Below are 16,773 nucleotides of genomic sequence, written 5' to 3'. Positions count from 1 at the left end.
ACAATCCAGCTCCCCCTTGTCAATCTAATAACCGAACATTAATCAAAAAAATACATAAAACATTCGACATTCTCGTCTCTCTATTTCGCCAAAACAGAACTTGGCCATAACAATATAATATCTATACTTATAAAAATATCCTTCAAGTGCTGGTCAATAGATGTGTGCTAAGTGCCTGCAAGCGGCATGCGGCTCTGACTAGTGCAGAAAAACCCCTCACCGACAAATGGCAAGGGGGATTGTTAAGCACTTTGATGTTGTCGATCCAGGTTTACAAACTTGGTGAATTCTCTAAGAAACCCTAATTCAACGGTTCCTACTGGACCGTTACGGTGTTTTGCAATAATCAACTCTGCTATTCCTTTTTTTTCTGACTCGGGATGATAATAATCATCCCGATAAATGAATGAGATCACGTCTGCATCCGCTTCAATTGCTCCTGACTCCAACAAGTCTGACATCATAGGCCGTTTATCTTGGCGTTGTTCAACCCCTCGATTAAGCTGTGACAAAGCAATGACCGGCACTTTTAGTTCACGAGCAAGCCCTTTGAGAGATCTGGAGATTTGTGCAACTTCCTGTTGGCGGCTTTCAGACTTTTTCCCCACAGACAAAAGCTGCAGATAATCAATAATGATCATCCCTAAATTATGTTCTGTCTTCAATCTGCGAGCCTTCGAACGAAGTTCAGCCAAGGAGATCCCTACGGTATCATCAATAAAGATCGGGGCATCCGAGAGAGGCCCCACTGCTCGCGTCAACTTCGGCCAGTCTGCATCCAGTAAATCTCCCGTCCTTACACGCTGTTGATCAACCATCGCTTCTCCACAAAGCATTCGTTGTACCAATTGTTCTTTGGACATTTCCAAGCTAAAAACTGCAACCGGAACCTTCGCCCGAACTGCCGCATTTTGTGCCATGTTTAAAACAAGCGCCGTTTTTCCCATGGAGGGCCGAGCTGCAATAATCACTAAATCAGAAGGTTGCCAACCCGAAGTCATTCGATCTAATTCCGTAAAAAAGGTTGGAACACCCGTTAGATTTCCTTTATGAGCATAGAGATACTCTATCTTTTCAAAGGTCTCTAATAGAACGTCACGAATAATACTAAACCCATCTTTAACACGTCGGCGAGAAAGATCCAGAATTAATTTTTCTGCTTCTTCCAGAAGGCTGCGGGCCTCTTCCCCTGGCTCATATCCCCGTTCCAGGATACTGCTTGTTGCTCGAATAAGTTGACGCAACAGAGCCTTTTCCGTTACAAGTTTAGCGTAATATTCTACATTTGCGGCAGAAGGTACAGAACGGGCAATTTCAGAGATTGTCGCTATTCCGCCCACCTGTTCCAGACGCCCCTGACGACGTAAAACTTCTGCAACACTTACTAAGTCAACCGGGTCTCCCTTTTCAGAGAGATCTTGAATTGCTGAAAAAATCAAACGGTGATTATCTCTATAAAAGTCATCCGGTTGAAGTATCTCAAAGACAGAACTCCCGGCCTCCGGATCGAGCATCATTGCGCCCAAGACCGCTTGTTCGGCCTCTAAATTCTGTGGTGGAACTTTTATGAGTTCCATATCTTCTCTCCTCCGGTCATACTAACTCTAATATTCTTCATTAATATTTAAATATCAAAAACATGGCTCATAGCCTCTTCGATCGTCCTGACAGGCACCACTTCAATGCCCTGTAAACTTTGAGGTACGTCCGCCATATTTTCAAAGGGGATCAAAACCTTCCGAACTTCAACCTGCTTAGCACCAAAAATCTTTTCATAAATCCCGCCGACTGGTTTAACCTTACCTTGAATAGAGATCTCTCCAGTCACAGCAACATCCTGCCTGAGCGGTTGTTTTTTTAATGCACTGTAAATGGCCAAGGTTGTTGCCAGTCCTGCTGATGGACCGTCAATTTTTGCCCCGCCAATTATGTTAACATGCACATCGTAATTACGTAAATCTTCTCCTGTAAGATCACGAATAACAGCGGCAGCATTAAATACAGCATCTCTAGCCATACTTCCAGCAGTTTCATTAAACCGGATCGTGCCTTTTCCATCTTGTCCTGTGAAGGTAATCGCTTCAATTTCCAATACTGAGCCCAAGAATCCAGCTACCCCCAGCCCTAAAACTCGTCCGATTTCCACGTTGCTTTGGACTTTTCTAAAAATAAAAGGGGTCAGCCGAGCAGAGCGCAGGACTTCATAGACATCCTCACTTGTTACTCTAACTTCCTCTTGTTCTGGGTTGCGATACCTGGCCAGACCGTAAGCATCTGTCAGAATGCTATTAGCTTTGCGTCCCTCTATCACATATTCACTAATAATTTCTGGGACATTATCTTCCAAGCTCACGCCAAGCTTATCCCCGGCTTGACGAATAATGTGTTGAACATCTCTGGGTTCTAAAGGCACAAAGAAAACTTCTGAACAGCGAGAACGCAAGGCAGGATTAAGTTCAGCAGGATCCCGCGTGGTTGCCCCAATCAGAACAAAATCAGCGGGTGCCCCCTCATCAAAGAGTTTCTTTATCCATTGAGGAACTTGGCTGTTTCCCGGATCATAATAGGAAGAATCAAAGAATGCACGCTTATCCTCGAGAACTTTAAGCAACTTATTTAAAAGTAAGGGATCCATTTCCCCAATTTCGTCGATAAAAAGAATCCCTCCATGAGCATCGCTCACCAGACCCATTTTAGGTTCTGGTATACCCGTATCTGCCAGGTCATGCTTCGCACCTTGATAGATCGGATCATGTACCGAACCTAAGAGAGGATTGGTTACATCCCTGGGATCCCATCTTAAGGTTGTGCCATCCACCTCAATAAAGGGTGCATCCTTTGTAAATGGAGAGTGGGGCCGGTTTTTAACCGTTTCTAAAGCAACCCTGGCTGCCGAAGTTTTACCAACTCCAGGTGGACCATATATCAACATATGTTGAGGATAGGGTGTTGCTAATTTGGCCAAAAGTGCTTGTACAGCGCTTTCCTGCCCTACAATTTCTTCCACAGTTTGGGGCCGCAATACATCAAAAGCCGATCGTTTGAGTGAAACAGTATTCATCTTCTCGAGAATGGCTAACTTCTTTAGTGTTTGAGCATTTTCCGGTCCAGCAGTTTCTTTTAGCACATTCATTTTAATTTCTTTAACGTAATCCTGATGACGTTCCTGCATCTTTTCTGAAACTACCCGTTCAAGTCGATCTTCAACTGCACGTCTAGCAATAAGATCTGCTATTTGTTCCTCAATTTCATCTAATATCTGGGGTATCTCCTGGATTTTTGGTATCTGTTGATCCGTAGGATCATCAGATACGATTTTTCGTAATCCGGCGACACGTTCAACAAGTTCATCCGAGCGCATGAGCTTCAGTGCTTCCAATCGGCTGGCCTTAAGCACTAGCTTGTCAGTTCCATAATAATTTGAAAGCAGTACATAAAGTGCTTCTACTTCCCGAATCCACTCTTCCTCATCTTGTAACCGATCACCGAGATTTGCTTGATTTAACCATTTTGTCAAAATCCCTTTCATTGAGGGGACCCCTTTCACGAGAACAGATTATCGATGGTCATGTTTTGTGTTTTCTTTTAGATAGCACTTACATGTACCTGGAGCTTCGCTATCACTTCCGGATGGATCTTCACATGCACTTCATAGCTGCCAAGAGCTTTAATAGGCTCTTTAATATCCAATTTCCGTTTATCTATTTCTACACTATGCTGTTTCTTTAAGGCATCGGCGATTTCTTTACTTGTCACAGACCCAAACAAGCGACCGCCTTCACCTGTTTTTGTCTTAACTTCGATTTGAAGGGCATTAAGTTTATTACCTAATTGAATTGCATCTTCTTTTTCCTTTACTTTGCGGCGATCTTCCAGAGCTTTCTTATGTGAAATATCCTGAATATTGCCTGTAGTAGCCTCAATAGCTAATTTCTTAGGAAAAAGAAAATTTCTGGCATATCCATCTGCAACCTCTAAAATTTGTCCTTTTTTACCCGTTCCTTTGACATCTGCTTGAAGAATAACCTTCATATAAAATTCCTCCTTACGATTCTTCTGGTAAGCGCCGAAAATTCATTACTAAATCAAACAGTCCAAAAATAATTAAACTAACAAAACTAAACATGAAATATATGAAGTTAACAAGAATTAAGGCCCATTTAAGAAACCTAGGAATCCTTGGGGATTGTAAAAAATAGAGATACGCAGAAATCCCCAACACCAGGGTAAATGCAACGTAAACAACCATAAAGTTAATTCCTATTCCGCGAATAACAGGCCAAGAAAACTGATCCCCTAAGAGATAGCATCCGATTCCTAAAACCGCTCCCCAAACCGCATACCAAGGGAGGCGCCAACGGGTGAATGGAATCCATTCCATGTCCCCTTTAAACCAACGCCTCATAACATAGAAGACAAACCCAAACTCAATTATGGCGAGAATCGCGGCGATACTTGGAATGACTAAAGCATAAATGTCAATTCCTTGTTGCAACAAATCTCGGATCTGTACCTCGTTTATGCCTTGTTGTTTCATTATTTCCAACAATCCAGAAACTCGGTATTGTTGAACTGTTGTGTTAATCATGACATTTGCCGTATCAGCATCAAATCCTTGTAAAACAAACGGCAGAGTTTGTACCATTCCTAAAACCGCTGCCACGACAGCACTCCAAAAAAAGTTTACACGTATCGGCCAACCCTTTTGCCACCCAAAAACGCCCAGCAATCCCGCCAGGGGTACAAAGCCAAGGTAATTAATGGCTTCAACCTTAAAAATAACCAAGGCTGCAATATAGCCAATCGCCAAAAAGAATGCAGCTGTAAAAACTCCTTTTCGACGACCCACAATAAACACACTGAATAACAAAAATACTTCCCAAAAAAACCCCCATGTTCCCATTGCGATTCCCATCCCGGGAAAGGTCAAAAGAATCATTCTCGCTAAGTAATCTCGTGCCAATTCATCACTTATAAACATTATCTCCAACTTTCTCCTATTAAAAGTTAATCCTCAGGGGCTAGATAACTTAATAATAAGCTCAAATCTCCCCATTGCTTTTCAAGATTCATTTCGTCCGTATTTTTCAGACCTTCCAAGCGTTGCAACAACATACGATCAAGCCGAGAAAAGTCAAAGCCCAACCTTCTTGCTAATAAATAGCTCATTCCTACAAGGTCTGCCAAGCCCTGAATCATTTCATCCTCAGAACCGCTCAGAGTTCCATGTTGAACAAGCCACTGGGCCTGAATTAGATTAACCTTGAGTTCATCAATAGCTTTTAAGCCTTTAACAACATCTACTTCAATATCCAGGGATGCCCCCTCCTAATCTCCATCCACTTCAGAGACTCCCACTTCTTTTAAGTGAGACTTTTTGTTCTCTGCTACCGATGTTCAGCTTGAGCTAAACGAGTTAATTTTTTGTGCATATACTCTCTAAGAAACAAACTGCGCCTATCGAATACAGTTCGTGATAAACCTACAAATCTCCTGCACCTTTATTGAATGAAAATTTAACCAAGGACCCTTCCAGAAAGTTATATTTTCTTACGTTACCGTAATTTTATACACTTTACTATTATAAAATAGAAAAGGGAGCTCTCGCTCCCTTTTTTCTACTCTACACTATATGGCAATAAGGCAATACTGCGAGCCCGTTTGATGGCCAAGGTTACTTGGCGCTGATGCATAGCGCAGTTTCCAGAAATACGACGAGGCAATATCTTGCCGCGGTCAGTAACATACTTACGTACTTTATGAGTCTCTTTGTAATCCATTGACTCCACTTTGTCTACACAAAAACTGCATACCCGTTTACGTGGGCGACGTCCGCGTTCACGTTTCATACTAATTCTCCCCTTCCCCTGTTAGAATGGGATGTCATCATCCAAATTTACTTCATGTCCAAACGAACTATTTCCGCCTGAAGATTTTGATTCTGTGCTTCCTCCGTCTTTAGGACTCAGGAAACGAACATCTTCAGCAATAACCTCTGTAACCCAGCGTTTTTGACCATCTTGTCCTGTGTACGAACGCACTTGAATTCGTCCATCTACCGCTGCCAGTTTTCCCTTCGCTAAATAATTAGCACAGAGTTCAGCAAGCTGTCGATAGACCACACAATTAATAAAGTCTGTATCTCTTTCCCCTTGAGCATTTTTGTAATTGCGATCAATCGCTAATGTAAAATTGGCGACCGCTACACCTGTTGGCGTATAACGCAATTCGGGGTCTTTCGTCAAACGGCCAATCAAAACGACACGATTTAACATATATGCCCCACCGTCCTTTTAGTCATCTTTTCTAACGGTTAGGAAACGGATTACATCGTCAGATATTTTCATAACCCGCTCAATTTCCTGAGATGTACGGCCTTCGCCTTCAAAATTCATCAGGATATACTGGCCTTCTTTGTAATCATTGATTTCATAGGCTAACCGACGTTTACCCCACTTTTCGACGGTTAGATTTGCTCCGCCATTGCTGGCAACGAGCCCTCCTAAACGATCAACTAGTGCCGTGGTTGCCTCCTCATCTAGATCTGGCCTGATGATATAAAGTAATTCATACGCTTTCATATTTGCACCTCCCCTCGGACTAAACGGCCCCGATTTTACGGAGCAGGGATATTTAGACTACCAAGCAGAAATTATACCATTCTATCCCTTAAAAAGCAACTTTTCTGTTTCAATTTCTCTATAGGTGAAAATACTTCTTACTTTATACGTTAAAGCGGAAGTGAACAATATCTCCATCGTTCATAATATATTCCTTCCCCTCTAAACGAACCAGTCCTTTATCTCTTGCACCATTTATACCGTTGTGCTCCACGAAGTCCTTGTAAGAGACTACTTCTGCGCGAATAAATCCATGTTCAAAATCAGTATGAATTACCCCCGCAGCTTTAGGAGCCTTTGTTCCCTGGTAAATCGTCCAGGCTTTGACTTCGATAGGTCCAGCTGTAAAAAACGTCATGAGGCCTAATAAATGGAAGGCTACTCGAATTAATCGGTCTAGTCCTGATTCTTCGAGCCCCAGGTCTTCCAGAAAAGCATCCTTTTCATCTGCCTCAAGCTCTGCAATTTCCGCTTCAATCTGTGCGCAGACTACAACAACTTCGGCACCCTCTTCGGCAGCAATCGCCTTAACCTGTTGAACATAGGGATTATCAGCTGCTGTAGCTAGTCCAGTTTCACTAACATTCGCTACATAGAGCACCGGTTTTAGAGTCAAGAGCGAAAATCCCTTTAGAATATCCCGTTCCTCATCTGTAAAGGTCAATGAACGAGCCCCTTTACCCTGATTGAACACTTCCTTCAAGCGTTCTAAGAGTGCAATTTCCCCTTGAGCCTTTTTATCTCCCGTTTTCAAGAGTTTCGATGTACGCTCAGAACGCTTCTCTATACTCTCCATATCCGCTAAGACTAACTCAAGGTCAATCGTCTCAATGTCCCGCTTAGGGTTTACATTACCTTCAACGTGGATAACATTCTCATCTTCAAAACAGCGCACGACATGCACAATTGCATCGACCTCGCGAATGTGGGACAAGAACTTGTTCCCCAAGCCTTCCCCTTTACTTGCTCCCTTAACGAGTCCGGCAATATCTACAAACTCGACAGTTGCAGGAACAATCTTCTTAGGATGAACCATATCCGCGAGTTTTTGTAAACGGGAATCAGGCACTTCTACCATTCCAATATTTGGATCTATCGTGCAAAATGGGTAATTTGCGGCTTCTGCACCCGCTTGAGTAATGGCGTTAAACAACGTCGACTTACCAACATTCGGCAAGCCAACAATTCCTGCATGTAAAGTCATGACTGAACCTCCTCATAATACACTGACGAGCTATCTTAACCGATTATATGTGATGTTTTCTTACTCTGCAACCACTCTGCTCATTTTTCATCAGCATGCTGAAGAATTTCCTTTAAATTGCGTTCGAGTTTTACTCTGGGAATCCAAGCTTGATGCTGACATCCTAAACACTGGATACGAAAATCCATCCCTGTTCGCATTACTTTCCAATCTAGACTGCCACAGGGATGAGGCTTACGAAGACGAACAATATCTCCCACATTTAACGGAATCATCATTAATTCCCCTCTCTAAATCGAGGTTCGAAGTTCGAGGCACGAAGCACGGATATGAAAATCGCACATCATTTCTCACCTTCAATAAACTTAAACTTTTATAAAACAATTTTTATATGTCAGTTAAGAATATGTTTTATCACGTATTTTCTTTATCGCGTTTCAAGGGATCAGACATAAAAATATTTTGTTGTGGTGTTCGAATACCTTCTTTTAAAAAAGCGCTGTGAATTTGACGACGCAGTTCTCGCTCCAAGCTCCATTGTTCATTAGGTTGAGTAAATCCAATCACTCTCAAAACAGCATTTCGTTCTCCAAACTGGATGACACCCTGCACTGCAGGGGGATCAATAATTTTATCCCCAAACTCCGTACTGACTGTCTCGCAAACAGAATGCATCACTTTCATGGCCCGGTCTAAGTCTTCATCATAGGGAACCAGTATATCAACTAAAGCCCTCATCTTGCCACGGCTGAAATTGGTAACGGCTGTAATGCTGCCATTAGGAATAATATGAAGTTCGCCGCCCCAGTCCCTTAGATGTGTTGCCCGAATCCCAGTCTCTTCTACAACTCCCGCAAATTGTCCAGTTTGTATATAATCTCCAACGGAAAACTGATCTTCAAAAAGGATGAAAAATCCGCCAATTATATCTTTAACCAGGCTTTGCGAACCAAAACCTAATGCTACACCCAAGACACTAGCCGAGGCTAGAAGAGTCCCAGTGTCAAAATTAAATATGTGTTTAAGCGTATGTAGAATAGCAGTAAAGGTAATTAAATAAAACGACATACTTCTAAGAAGCGAGAACATTGTATTAGCCTTACGTTCATCGAGGATTTTTTTTCCTTTGTGATCCAGTAACGTTCTTCGTAATAAATAAATTATTAACCAATAAGCGACACGCGAGATAACAAGTATTATTACAATATATAATATCGAATTTAAGACAGCAGTTCCGAATTGCTGCCAATCAAAGTGGTTCAAGCTACTCTGAATCCATGCACTATTCATGTATAAGTCTTCCCTTTCAGTTAATCGGTTAGCTCTGATATTTCAGAAATGCATGATACCCGCGTATCATCATCACTAAATCAGCAATCGAGGAGATTTCCCAAGGAGCATGCATACTTAGAATTCCCACACCACAATCCAAGACTTCCATTCCGTATATGGCCATATATTGGGCAATTGTCCCACCGCCCCCTTGATCAACTTTCCCTAATTCGGCTGTTTGCCACGAGATCTTAGCATCATCGAAAATTCTGCGAACCTCAGCAACAAATTCTGGGTTGGCATCACTCGTACCATATTTCCCTCCAGAACCAGTATATTTACTGATAACCAAACCTCGTCCTAAAAAGGCTGAATTACGTTTATCCATAACATCGGCGTAATTAGGATCATATCCACCTGTGACATCCGCGGAAAGTGCTTTAGCTCGAGCCAAAGAGCGCCTAACCATTAACCCGTCGTAGTTTCCATTTTGCAATGTGATAAGTTCCGCAATAAAATTTTCTAAGAAACGAGCTTTCATACCTGTATTGGAATCGCTGCCAATCTCTTCTTTATCCGCAAAAAGAACAATCGTTGTCCACTCCGGTTGCTTTATTTCTTCAATCGCTTTCCATGCAGCAAAAGAACAGATTCGATCATCTTGTCCATATCCGGCAATAAAGCTGCGGTCCAATCCTGCATAACGAGCCTTTCCGGCAGGTACGACCTCTAACTCTGCACTTACAAAATCGTCCTCCTCGATACCATATTTGTCCTTAAGAAAGAGGAGTATCGCTGATTTAACCCGTTCATCACCCTCTCCCGGGGAAGGATTGTGTCCTAACAAAAGATTAAGTCCTTCTCCAGCTATAGCCTCGCGTAATTTCTTGTTATATTGATCCTTAGAAAGGTGTGGGAGTAAGTCCGAAATTGTGAAGATTGGATCTTCTTCATCTTCCCCAATCACAATTTCAGCCTTATGCCCATCGCGCAGGATGACAACACCATGAAGAGCCAGAGGCAAGGCCATCCATTGATATTTCTTGATCCCTCCATAGTAATGGGTTTTTAGAAAAGCTAATCCTTCTTCATAGAGAGGGCGTTGCTTAATATCTAACCTGGGAGCGTCAATATGGCTTGCAATTAAACGGAATCCTTCATTTAATGGTCGGAGCCCTGCAATAGCTAAAATGCCGGCTTTTCCCCGAACAGCCAGACGAACCCTTTGACCAAGCTTAAAATTATCCACTTTATCAAGAGGTATAAACCCGCTTTGATGAGCCCACCCTTCTATGATCTGCCAAGATTCCCTCTCCGTTTTTCCCTTACTCAAAAAGGAGAGGTATTCAATCATCGCTTGATCTTCTTGCTCCGACATCCCTAGTTCATCCCACGCTAATTTTACCTTTTTTGAGCCCACGAAAATCACCCCTACCTGAATTAACTTGGCAAGATTATGCTGCCAGATACTCTAAGTCTTCTTCTTCTCCGTTTGATTTATACGATAGTATGTCCAGCTAAACTCCGGTTACCTGAAGCAGCTTTCCTATATACGATGACTAACCGCTGCATAAATCCCGCCTCCTAAGCAGTCATTAATTGGCGCTAAAACTAAACTCCCCTACCCATTGATAGTGGTTCAAGAAGCTTTTCTCTAAGTTGAGCCGAAAACATCTGGTCTAAGGCGTTAAAAGTCCCTACCAAATAAGGGTAAAGGTATGAGTTCAGGACGAGCCCACTATAACTATGATTCACATCTATTTGTAACAGTGGTGTCAATATGCCTGCCAATACAGATAAACCAATAAGGGAGCTTAGTCCACCAAACAAAAGTCCCCCTCCGCGATTAAACGACCCACTCCAAATACCTAATGGGCGAAGGAGAATAAATACTAATAACTGCATTGCTAACACCACACAATAAAACACAAAGCCAAAGGCTATTAGGCTTAAGATACTGTCAGTAATCGTTCCAGCTAGGCTATGAGTCATTTGTTCAATAGTTTGAGGAATTTCTACACCAGGTAATTCTGCAGAAGGGAGCATACTGCGCCATTCTTCGGGTATTACGCCTATTATGTTTCCTAGGACTTTTTGTTGTAACGTTAAGGCCTTAGACTCTACAGAGGGAATCAGAGTTCGATAAATTACAGGCTCTATCCATTCCCGAAGCGGAAGGTAATGTTCTGTCCAGCGAAGAGCAGCCATGTATTGCCACGATGCCACTAAGAAGCCTGCAATCCAAATGAAAAAATTAAAAATACTTGTTATTAAGCCTCTTTGATAGCCATGCAACGCTCCTAACAAGACAAACCCTATAATAAGCACATCAATCAGATTCACATAGTCCCCCCCTAATAAATCATCCGCTTATTTTCTTATTCTTATGTCAAAAGGCAGCCTCACGCTGCCTCCAAATAAACAAATAAAACCTTACTAGATTTAGTTTCTCCAAGACTTGTCCAATAATTAGACTAAAATGTCCACTCCTAATAATTCGGACCTTGGTTAATGGCGGGGATGCGTGCGAATCGAACACACCTCGGAACGTTCTGCGTCCCGACACGCGGATTTGAAGTCCGGGAGCAGCACCAGCCACCATCCATCCCCCTGCTAACGTCAATAATATTATCACATTCGTATATATTTGGGAAGTAAATAACTCTACCGAAAGATATAGATTATTAATACGTTGTAAAATAGGGTTTAATTTTCCTGAATTTTGTGCACACTAATTATGTATAAGAAGATTTAAACTCTTTTAATGCTTAAACAAAAGGGGGTTAAAAATCATCATGAATCGATCGGATGTTTTATTTTCTAACTTAACTAGTGACCAGATTGAAGACCTTAAAGCCTTAGAAAACAAGTTCAATAGTAAACAAGGACAAGAAACCATCTTAATAGCTTATACAAGTCCAAAATAAATACATACTTTACATTAAGATAAAATTTCATACAGTGAATCAACTTCCTGCAGAATACAGTTCCTCCGCTAATTGACTAATTTAACTGCAGATTAGCAAGTCTGCTCATTAGATATGGTACTTACATTAACTCTTTGACAACATTATAAACTTGCCAAAGTATTCTAACGATTTTTAGATCCTTATCATTTCATTTTATGGATGCCTGCTCGGCTTAATAAGAAGAATTGTCTTCTAAAATTTTTTAAAAAGAGAAGCACTGAGTGAATTAACATTCACTCAGTGCTTTCTTTAGTCGTACACTAACCTCTATTTTTTGATCTGGTATCCCTTTTTTTCTAGGGACGCTTCAACTTCGGCTACTTGATCACCTTGGAGGCGTGCAAGAATTTGAATTTGATTATCTCTGAGATGATATACAGCTAAACTTCCAATATTTACATCAAACTCCTTGGTTGATAGAGCAAGATCTAGCATAACACCAACTTGATCCTTAGTTTCAATCATTACGCGCTGTCCTGGGCTACGAAATCCCATGATATCTAAAAATGCATCCATTATATCTGAGCCTGTGATAATCCCGACTACCTTGCCTTCATCTACGACAGGCAATCCTCCAATTTTGTGATCTCGCATTAGCAAAGCTGCGTCCTCAATTTGAGTGTCAGGGTGACAGGTCACAACCTTTTTAATCGCTACTTCACGAATAGGGGTTTTAGCTATGAGATAGTTGAGTTCAAAAATACTCAAAGTTGTTGCCGGGGAAGGAGAGACCTCGCGAAGATCCCCATCAGTTACTAATCCAACAAGTTTCCCCTTTTCTACGACCGGCATTCGGCTAATCTTCTTTTCTCGCATAAGAGCCATTGTATCAGCAATAGTTTTTTCCGGAGTGACTGTGAAAACTTGAGCTGTCATAAATTGACGAACATACATGTACAATTACCCCTTTCCACTTTAGATCTCGGCCTTGTTAATGTCACTCTTTGGCACCAAGCTAGTGTAGCCGGCAGATGCTTAGAAGCCGCTTTTGTCATGTCCATAAGGCCAAGTGCCCCTGTTGCCAAAACTCAACCAAGGATGGTTGAGTTTTGAGCACCGCCATGACTCGAACAAAGATGTTCGAGGTTAGTACACTGCCATGGATGGCCTAGGCGTCGCGATGGCATAGTGCCGAGATGGCTAGATGGGGCAGATCTGAAAGATCTGCTCTCAGCCTTGTCTTTATATATGCATTTAGCCTCCTAAGTAGGCCTTACGGACTTCTTCACTAGCCGCTAATTGTTTAGCATCTCCTGAAAGCACAATTTTACCTGTCTCTAATACGTAAGCCCGGTTGGCTATAGAAAGCGCCATATGAGCATTCTGCTCTACAAGTAAAATCGTTGTTCCGCTAGCATTAATTTCCTTTATGATTGAGAATATTTGTTTTACCAAGATGGGAGCTAAACCCATTGAAGGTTCATCGAGAAGAAGCAACTGGGGTTTGGACATTAGGGCTCGACCCATCGCTAGCATTTGTTGTTCTCCTCCAGATAAGGTACCCGAAAGTTGGTTTTTCCTTTCAAGCAAACGTGGAAATAACTCATATACTCGTTTCATATCTTCTTTAATACCTGACTTGTCTTTACGCAAGTATGCCCCAAGTTCCAAGTTCTCGATAACAGTCATATTGGCAAACACTCGCCGTCCTTCTGGAACCTGAGATATTCCCTGGGCAACAATAGTTTGTGGAGCTATACTGGCCAGGTCTGCACCTTTAAACATTACCTTGCCATCTTTCGGTCGCAACAATCCCGAAATAGTCTTAAGACTTGTACTTTTCCCTGCACCATTTGAGCCGATTAGGGTTACAATTTCGCCCTGATTAACCTCGAGGGAAATCCCTTTAAGGGCATGAATGGCACCATAGTAAACATTGACATCTTCAAGGACAAGCATCAGACAACCTCCTCCCCTAGATAAGCCTCAATGACTTTGGGATTGCTCTTGATTTCATCTGGTGCCCCTTGAGCTATAATCATTCCGTAATCTAAAACATAGATGCGTTCACACACACCCATAACTAAAGACATATCATGCTCGATTAACAGAATCGTAAGCTTAAACTTTTCCCGTATCCAACGAATAAGATTCATCAGGTCATGTGTTTCTTGAGGATTCATACCTGCAGCAGGCTCATCCAGCAAAAGGAGTTTAGGCTCAGTTCCCAGGGCTCGAGCAATCTCTAACCGTCGTTGTTCACCATAAGGCAAATTCTTCGCAATTTCTTCTGCCTTATGGTCAAGATTAAAGATCTTTAACAACTCCATTGCCTTTCGTTGCATCTCTTCTTCCCCGGCGTAATAGCTTGGAAGGCGAAGGAACGCACTAAAGATTCCGTATGAGCTTCGTTGATGGTAGGCAATCTTGACATTATCTATGACGCTCAAATCGCTAAATAACCGGATATTTTGAAATGTCCGTGCCATTCCTCGCTGGGTGACATGATAGGGTTTAAGCCCTCGCATATCCTTATCCTGAAACAATATTTTTCCTTCTGTTTGTTCGTATACTCCTGTGAGTAAATTAAAAGCCGTAGTTTTTCCGGCCCCGTTCGGACCTATCAATCCGATCAGTTCCCCTTCGTTAATCTCAATGTTTAGATTTGAAACTGCTTTTAATCCACCAAACGACTTAGAGAGTTTTTCAATCCTTAGAAGAGGCATTTTTCTCACCCTTCTTTCCGAGGAAACTTAAGCTAAATTCTTTAGTTCCTAATAGTCCCTTCGGCCTAAAAATCATCATTACTATCAAAAGTATTGCTGTAATCACAAGTCGCCATTCCGGCCAACCAGATAATGCGGCGGAAACAACCGTCATCACCACTGCCCCAAGAATGCTGCCCGTCAAGCTTCCTAAACCTCCAAGTACAACCATAACTAAAATATCAAAGGATTTAAGAAAACTGAACGTTAATGGTTGAATAATGTATAGATAATTGGCATAAATTCCACCCGCTAATCCAGCAAAGAAGGCCCCAATTGTAAACGCCATGATCTTATATTTAGTAGTATTAATACCCATGACATCTGCAGCGATTTCGTTCTCACGAATAGAGATGCATGCTCGACCGTGCGTAGAATAAATAAAGTTCCGAATAATGATAACACTTATAACCATGAGCCAAAAAGCCCATGTCCAAGTGATGGTTTTCGGCACTGAAAATCCTGAAGCCCCTCCGACATACTCCATATTCAAAAAGATAATTCGTACAATTTCCCCAAATCCAAGGGTAGCAATCGCTAGATAGTCTCCCTTAAGCCGTAACGTAGGCAGACCAATCAAAAAACCCGCTAATGCGGACACTAGTGCCCCGGCAAGAAGCGCCAGCATAAGCGGCCCTTGAAATTTAACAACAACAATCGCAGCCATGTATGCCCCAATAGCCATAAAACCTGCATGTCCAATTGAAAACTGACCGGTTATCCCATTAATCAAGTTTAAACTAGTCGATAGAATGATAAAGATACAAACCTGAATCAAAGTAAGCGCTACAAAAGGAGGTAAAATATCCATTAGAATACTGCCCTGAACGATGGCATAAACAAGCAGGACCCCCAGTAAGGTTACAACACTTTGACGATTAATTCGCTTACCCATGTTTGTCACCTACACTTTCTCACGGATGTTCTTACCAAAGAGCCCGCTTGGCTTAATGATGAGAACAAGAATTAGAATTAGAAATGCTACCGCATCCCGCCAAGTCGAGGCTCCCAGACCGCTGACAAAGGATTCTGTAAGCCCTAAGAAGAATCCTCCGACCATTGCACCTGGAATAATCCCGATACCCCCTAGGACTGCAGCCACAAACGCCTTAAGTCCAGGGATGATTCCCATCAAAGGATTAATGGTATTAAAGTATACCCCCATTAGTACCCCAGCTGCAGCGGCAAGTGCAGATCCGATTGCAAAAGTCGCTGAAATCGTGTTGTTTACATTGATCCCCATTAACAAGGCTGCTTCATTATCAAAAGATACCGCACGCATTGCTTTTCCTATCTTTGAATACTTTACAATGACATGTAAAAGTATCATAAGAATGATCGAGGTAAGAATCATGACGATATCGCCATATTTAATGATAATCCCACCGACATTCCAAATCGTATCGGGAAAAACAGGAGGATAAGTACGCATCTGAGGAGATACAACTAACATTCCCCCATATTCCAAGAAAAACGAAACTCCAATAGCCGTAATCAATGATGCAATCCGTGTAGCGTTGCGCAAAGGTTTATAAGCGATCCGTTCAATCAACACGCCAAGGATTGCGCTTACAACCATTGCTATAAGTAACGCTGGAATAAACGACAAATGTAATGTCGTTGTCGCAAACCATCCGGCATAGGCTCCGACCATCATTACATCGCCGTGAGCGAAGTTTATAAGCTTAATAATACCGTAGACCATGGTATAGCCTAGAGCAACTAAAGCGTAGATACTTCCTAGCGAAAGACCATTCACTATCTGTTGCAATACTTGCTCAGTTACATTTCCCATCTTTTCAACTCCCAACTCCGAATAACTATTAAAGAATATGACTTGCGCAATTAACAGATACCTGCCATGACTTGAACAAGATGTTTGAGTTTTGTAACGCCGTCATGGAAAGCGAGAAGGGACCTCTCAGAAAGTATAAACTGACTGGTACAGTCAGTTTATACTTTTCATTCATGGAAAACTCTATAATAATATAGATCTTAGTGAG

General features: G+C 41.9%; 19 protein-coding genes and 1 tRNA gene. 1 reads left to right on the top strand and 19 read right to left on the bottom strand.

What is annotated here, in order from left to right; all coding sequences use genetic code 11:
* Window positions 1–242 precede the first annotated feature (242 nt).
* The 14 genes from dnaB to BUB11_RS27385 all read right to left on the bottom strand — a co-directional run bounded on the left by dnaB (window position 243) and on the right by BUB11_RS27385 (window position 11,706).
* Window positions 243–1,577 carry a replicative DNA helicase gene (gene dnaB / locus BUB11_RS00640; protein ID WP_073027047.1) on the bottom strand — a complete coding sequence of 445 codons (1,335 nt, stop codon included), beginning with the start codon at window positions 1,575–1,577 and terminating at the stop codon, window positions 243–245.
* A gap of 47 nt (window positions 1,578–1,624) precedes the next feature.
* Window positions 1,625–3,529, bottom strand: coding sequence for a Lon family ATP-dependent protease (gene lonC / locus BUB11_RS00635; RefSeq protein WP_073027045.1), 1,905 nt, complete (start codon window positions 3,527–3,529; stop codon window positions 1,625–1,627).
* A 56-nt stretch (window positions 3,530–3,585) separates the two neighbouring features.
* On the bottom strand, window positions 3,586–4,032 hold the full coding sequence (rplI, locus tag BUB11_RS00630; RefSeq protein ID WP_073027043.1) for a 50S ribosomal protein L9: 447 nt from the start codon (window positions 4,030–4,032) through the stop codon (window positions 3,586–3,588).
* Window positions 4,033–4,045: 13 nt separating this feature from the next.
* Complete coding sequence (locus BUB11_RS00625) at window positions 4,046–4,981, bottom strand: DUF2232 domain-containing protein (protein WP_073027041.1); 936 nt, start codon at window positions 4,979–4,981, stop codon at window positions 4,046–4,048.
* Between the two features lie 26 nt (window positions 4,982–5,007).
* Window positions 5,008–5,310 (bottom strand): MazG-like family protein, encoded by a 303-nt coding sequence (locus tag BUB11_RS00620; RefSeq protein ID WP_073027039.1) that lies wholly within the window; start codon window positions 5,308–5,310, stop codon window positions 5,008–5,010.
* A 308-nt stretch (window positions 5,311–5,618) separates the two neighbouring features.
* A complete protein-coding gene (gene rpsR / locus BUB11_RS00615; protein ID WP_007787675.1) occupies window positions 5,619–5,849 on the bottom strand; it encodes a 30S ribosomal protein S18 in 231 nt (76 codons plus the stop codon).
* Window positions 5,850–5,870: 21 nt separating this feature from the next.
* Window positions 5,871–6,275, bottom strand: coding sequence for a single-stranded DNA-binding protein (locus BUB11_RS00610; protein WP_073027037.1), 405 nt, complete (start codon window positions 6,273–6,275; stop codon window positions 5,871–5,873).
* 18 nt (window positions 6,276–6,293) lie between these two features.
* Window positions 6,294–6,581 (bottom strand): 30S ribosomal protein S6, encoded by a 288-nt coding sequence (rpsF, locus tag BUB11_RS00605; RefSeq protein WP_073027035.1) that lies wholly within the window; start codon window positions 6,579–6,581, stop codon window positions 6,294–6,296.
* 142 nt (window positions 6,582–6,723) lie between these two features.
* The gene (gene ychF / locus BUB11_RS00600) at window positions 6,724–7,824 is read right to left on the bottom strand and encodes a redox-regulated ATPase YchF (RefSeq protein ID WP_073027033.1); all 1,101 of its coding nucleotides are present in this window, start codon (window positions 7,822–7,824) and stop codon (window positions 6,724–6,726) included.
* Between the two features lie 80 nt (window positions 7,825–7,904).
* On the bottom strand, window positions 7,905–8,099 hold the full coding sequence (locus BUB11_RS00595) for a DUF951 domain-containing protein (RefSeq protein WP_073028140.1): 195 nt from the start codon (window positions 8,097–8,099) through the stop codon (window positions 7,905–7,907).
* Between the two features lie 139 nt (window positions 8,100–8,238).
* A complete protein-coding gene (locus tag BUB11_RS00590; protein WP_073027031.1) occupies window positions 8,239–9,114 on the bottom strand; it encodes a mechanosensitive ion channel family protein in 876 nt (291 codons plus the stop codon).
* A 28-nt stretch (window positions 9,115–9,142) separates the two neighbouring features.
* Window positions 9,143–10,516 (bottom strand): aminopeptidase, encoded by a 1,374-nt coding sequence (locus BUB11_RS00585; RefSeq protein ID WP_073027029.1) that lies wholly within the window; start codon window positions 10,514–10,516, stop codon window positions 9,143–9,145.
* Between the two features lie 191 nt (window positions 10,517–10,707).
* Window positions 10,708–11,439, bottom strand: coding sequence for a CvpA family protein (locus BUB11_RS00580; protein WP_073027027.1), 732 nt, complete (start codon window positions 11,437–11,439; stop codon window positions 10,708–10,710).
* A gap of 169 nt (window positions 11,440–11,608) precedes the next feature.
* Window positions 11,609–11,706 (bottom strand) — tRNA-Sec (locus BUB11_RS27385).
* 185 nt (window positions 11,707–11,891) lie between these two features.
* On the opposite strand from BUB11_RS27385, the gene BUB11_RS28665 reads away from it, so the two are divergent.
* The gene (locus tag BUB11_RS28665) at window positions 11,892–12,023 is read left to right on the top strand and encodes a hypothetical protein (protein ID WP_282433968.1); all 132 of its coding nucleotides are present in this window, start codon (window positions 11,892–11,894) and stop codon (window positions 12,021–12,023) included.
* 309 nt (window positions 12,024–12,332) lie between these two features.
* On the opposite strand, the gene BUB11_RS00570 is transcribed toward BUB11_RS28665, so the two are convergent.
* The 5 genes from BUB11_RS00570 to BUB11_RS00550 form a co-directional block, all read right to left on the bottom strand.
* Window positions 12,333–12,959 (bottom strand): CBS domain-containing protein, encoded by a 627-nt coding sequence (locus BUB11_RS00570; RefSeq protein WP_073027023.1) that lies wholly within the window; start codon window positions 12,957–12,959, stop codon window positions 12,333–12,335.
* A 300-nt stretch (window positions 12,960–13,259) separates the two neighbouring features.
* The gene (locus tag BUB11_RS00565; protein WP_073027021.1) at window positions 13,260–13,964 is read right to left on the bottom strand and encodes an ABC transporter ATP-binding protein; all 705 of its coding nucleotides are present in this window, start codon (window positions 13,962–13,964) and stop codon (window positions 13,260–13,262) included.
* Complete coding sequence (locus BUB11_RS00560) at window positions 13,964–14,731, bottom strand: ABC transporter ATP-binding protein (RefSeq protein WP_073027019.1); 768 nt, start codon at window positions 14,729–14,731, stop codon at window positions 13,964–13,966. Before BUB11_RS00560 ends, BUB11_RS00565 begins: the two co-directional genes overlap by 1 nt.
* Complete coding sequence (locus tag BUB11_RS00555) at window positions 14,712–15,665, bottom strand: branched-chain amino acid ABC transporter permease (RefSeq protein WP_073027017.1); 954 nt, start codon at window positions 15,663–15,665, stop codon at window positions 14,712–14,714. The genes BUB11_RS00560 and BUB11_RS00555 overlap by 20 nt, the downstream gene beginning before the upstream one ends.
* 9 nt (window positions 15,666–15,674) lie before the next feature.
* Window positions 15,675–16,565 carry a branched-chain amino acid ABC transporter permease gene (locus BUB11_RS00550; protein ID WP_073027015.1) on the bottom strand — a complete coding sequence of 297 codons (891 nt, stop codon included), beginning with the start codon at window positions 16,563–16,565 and terminating at the stop codon, window positions 15,675–15,677.
* Window positions 16,566–16,773 lie beyond the last annotated feature (208 nt).

The sequence above is a fragment of the Desulfosporosinus lacus DSM 15449 genome (assembly GCF_900129935.1).
Classification (GTDB): Bacteria; Bacillota; Desulfitobacteriia; order Desulfitobacteriales; family Desulfitobacteriaceae; genus Desulfosporosinus; species Desulfosporosinus lacus.
Note: the sequence above shows the minus strand (reverse complement) of the source record. Positions and strands in the feature narration are given on the sequence as shown.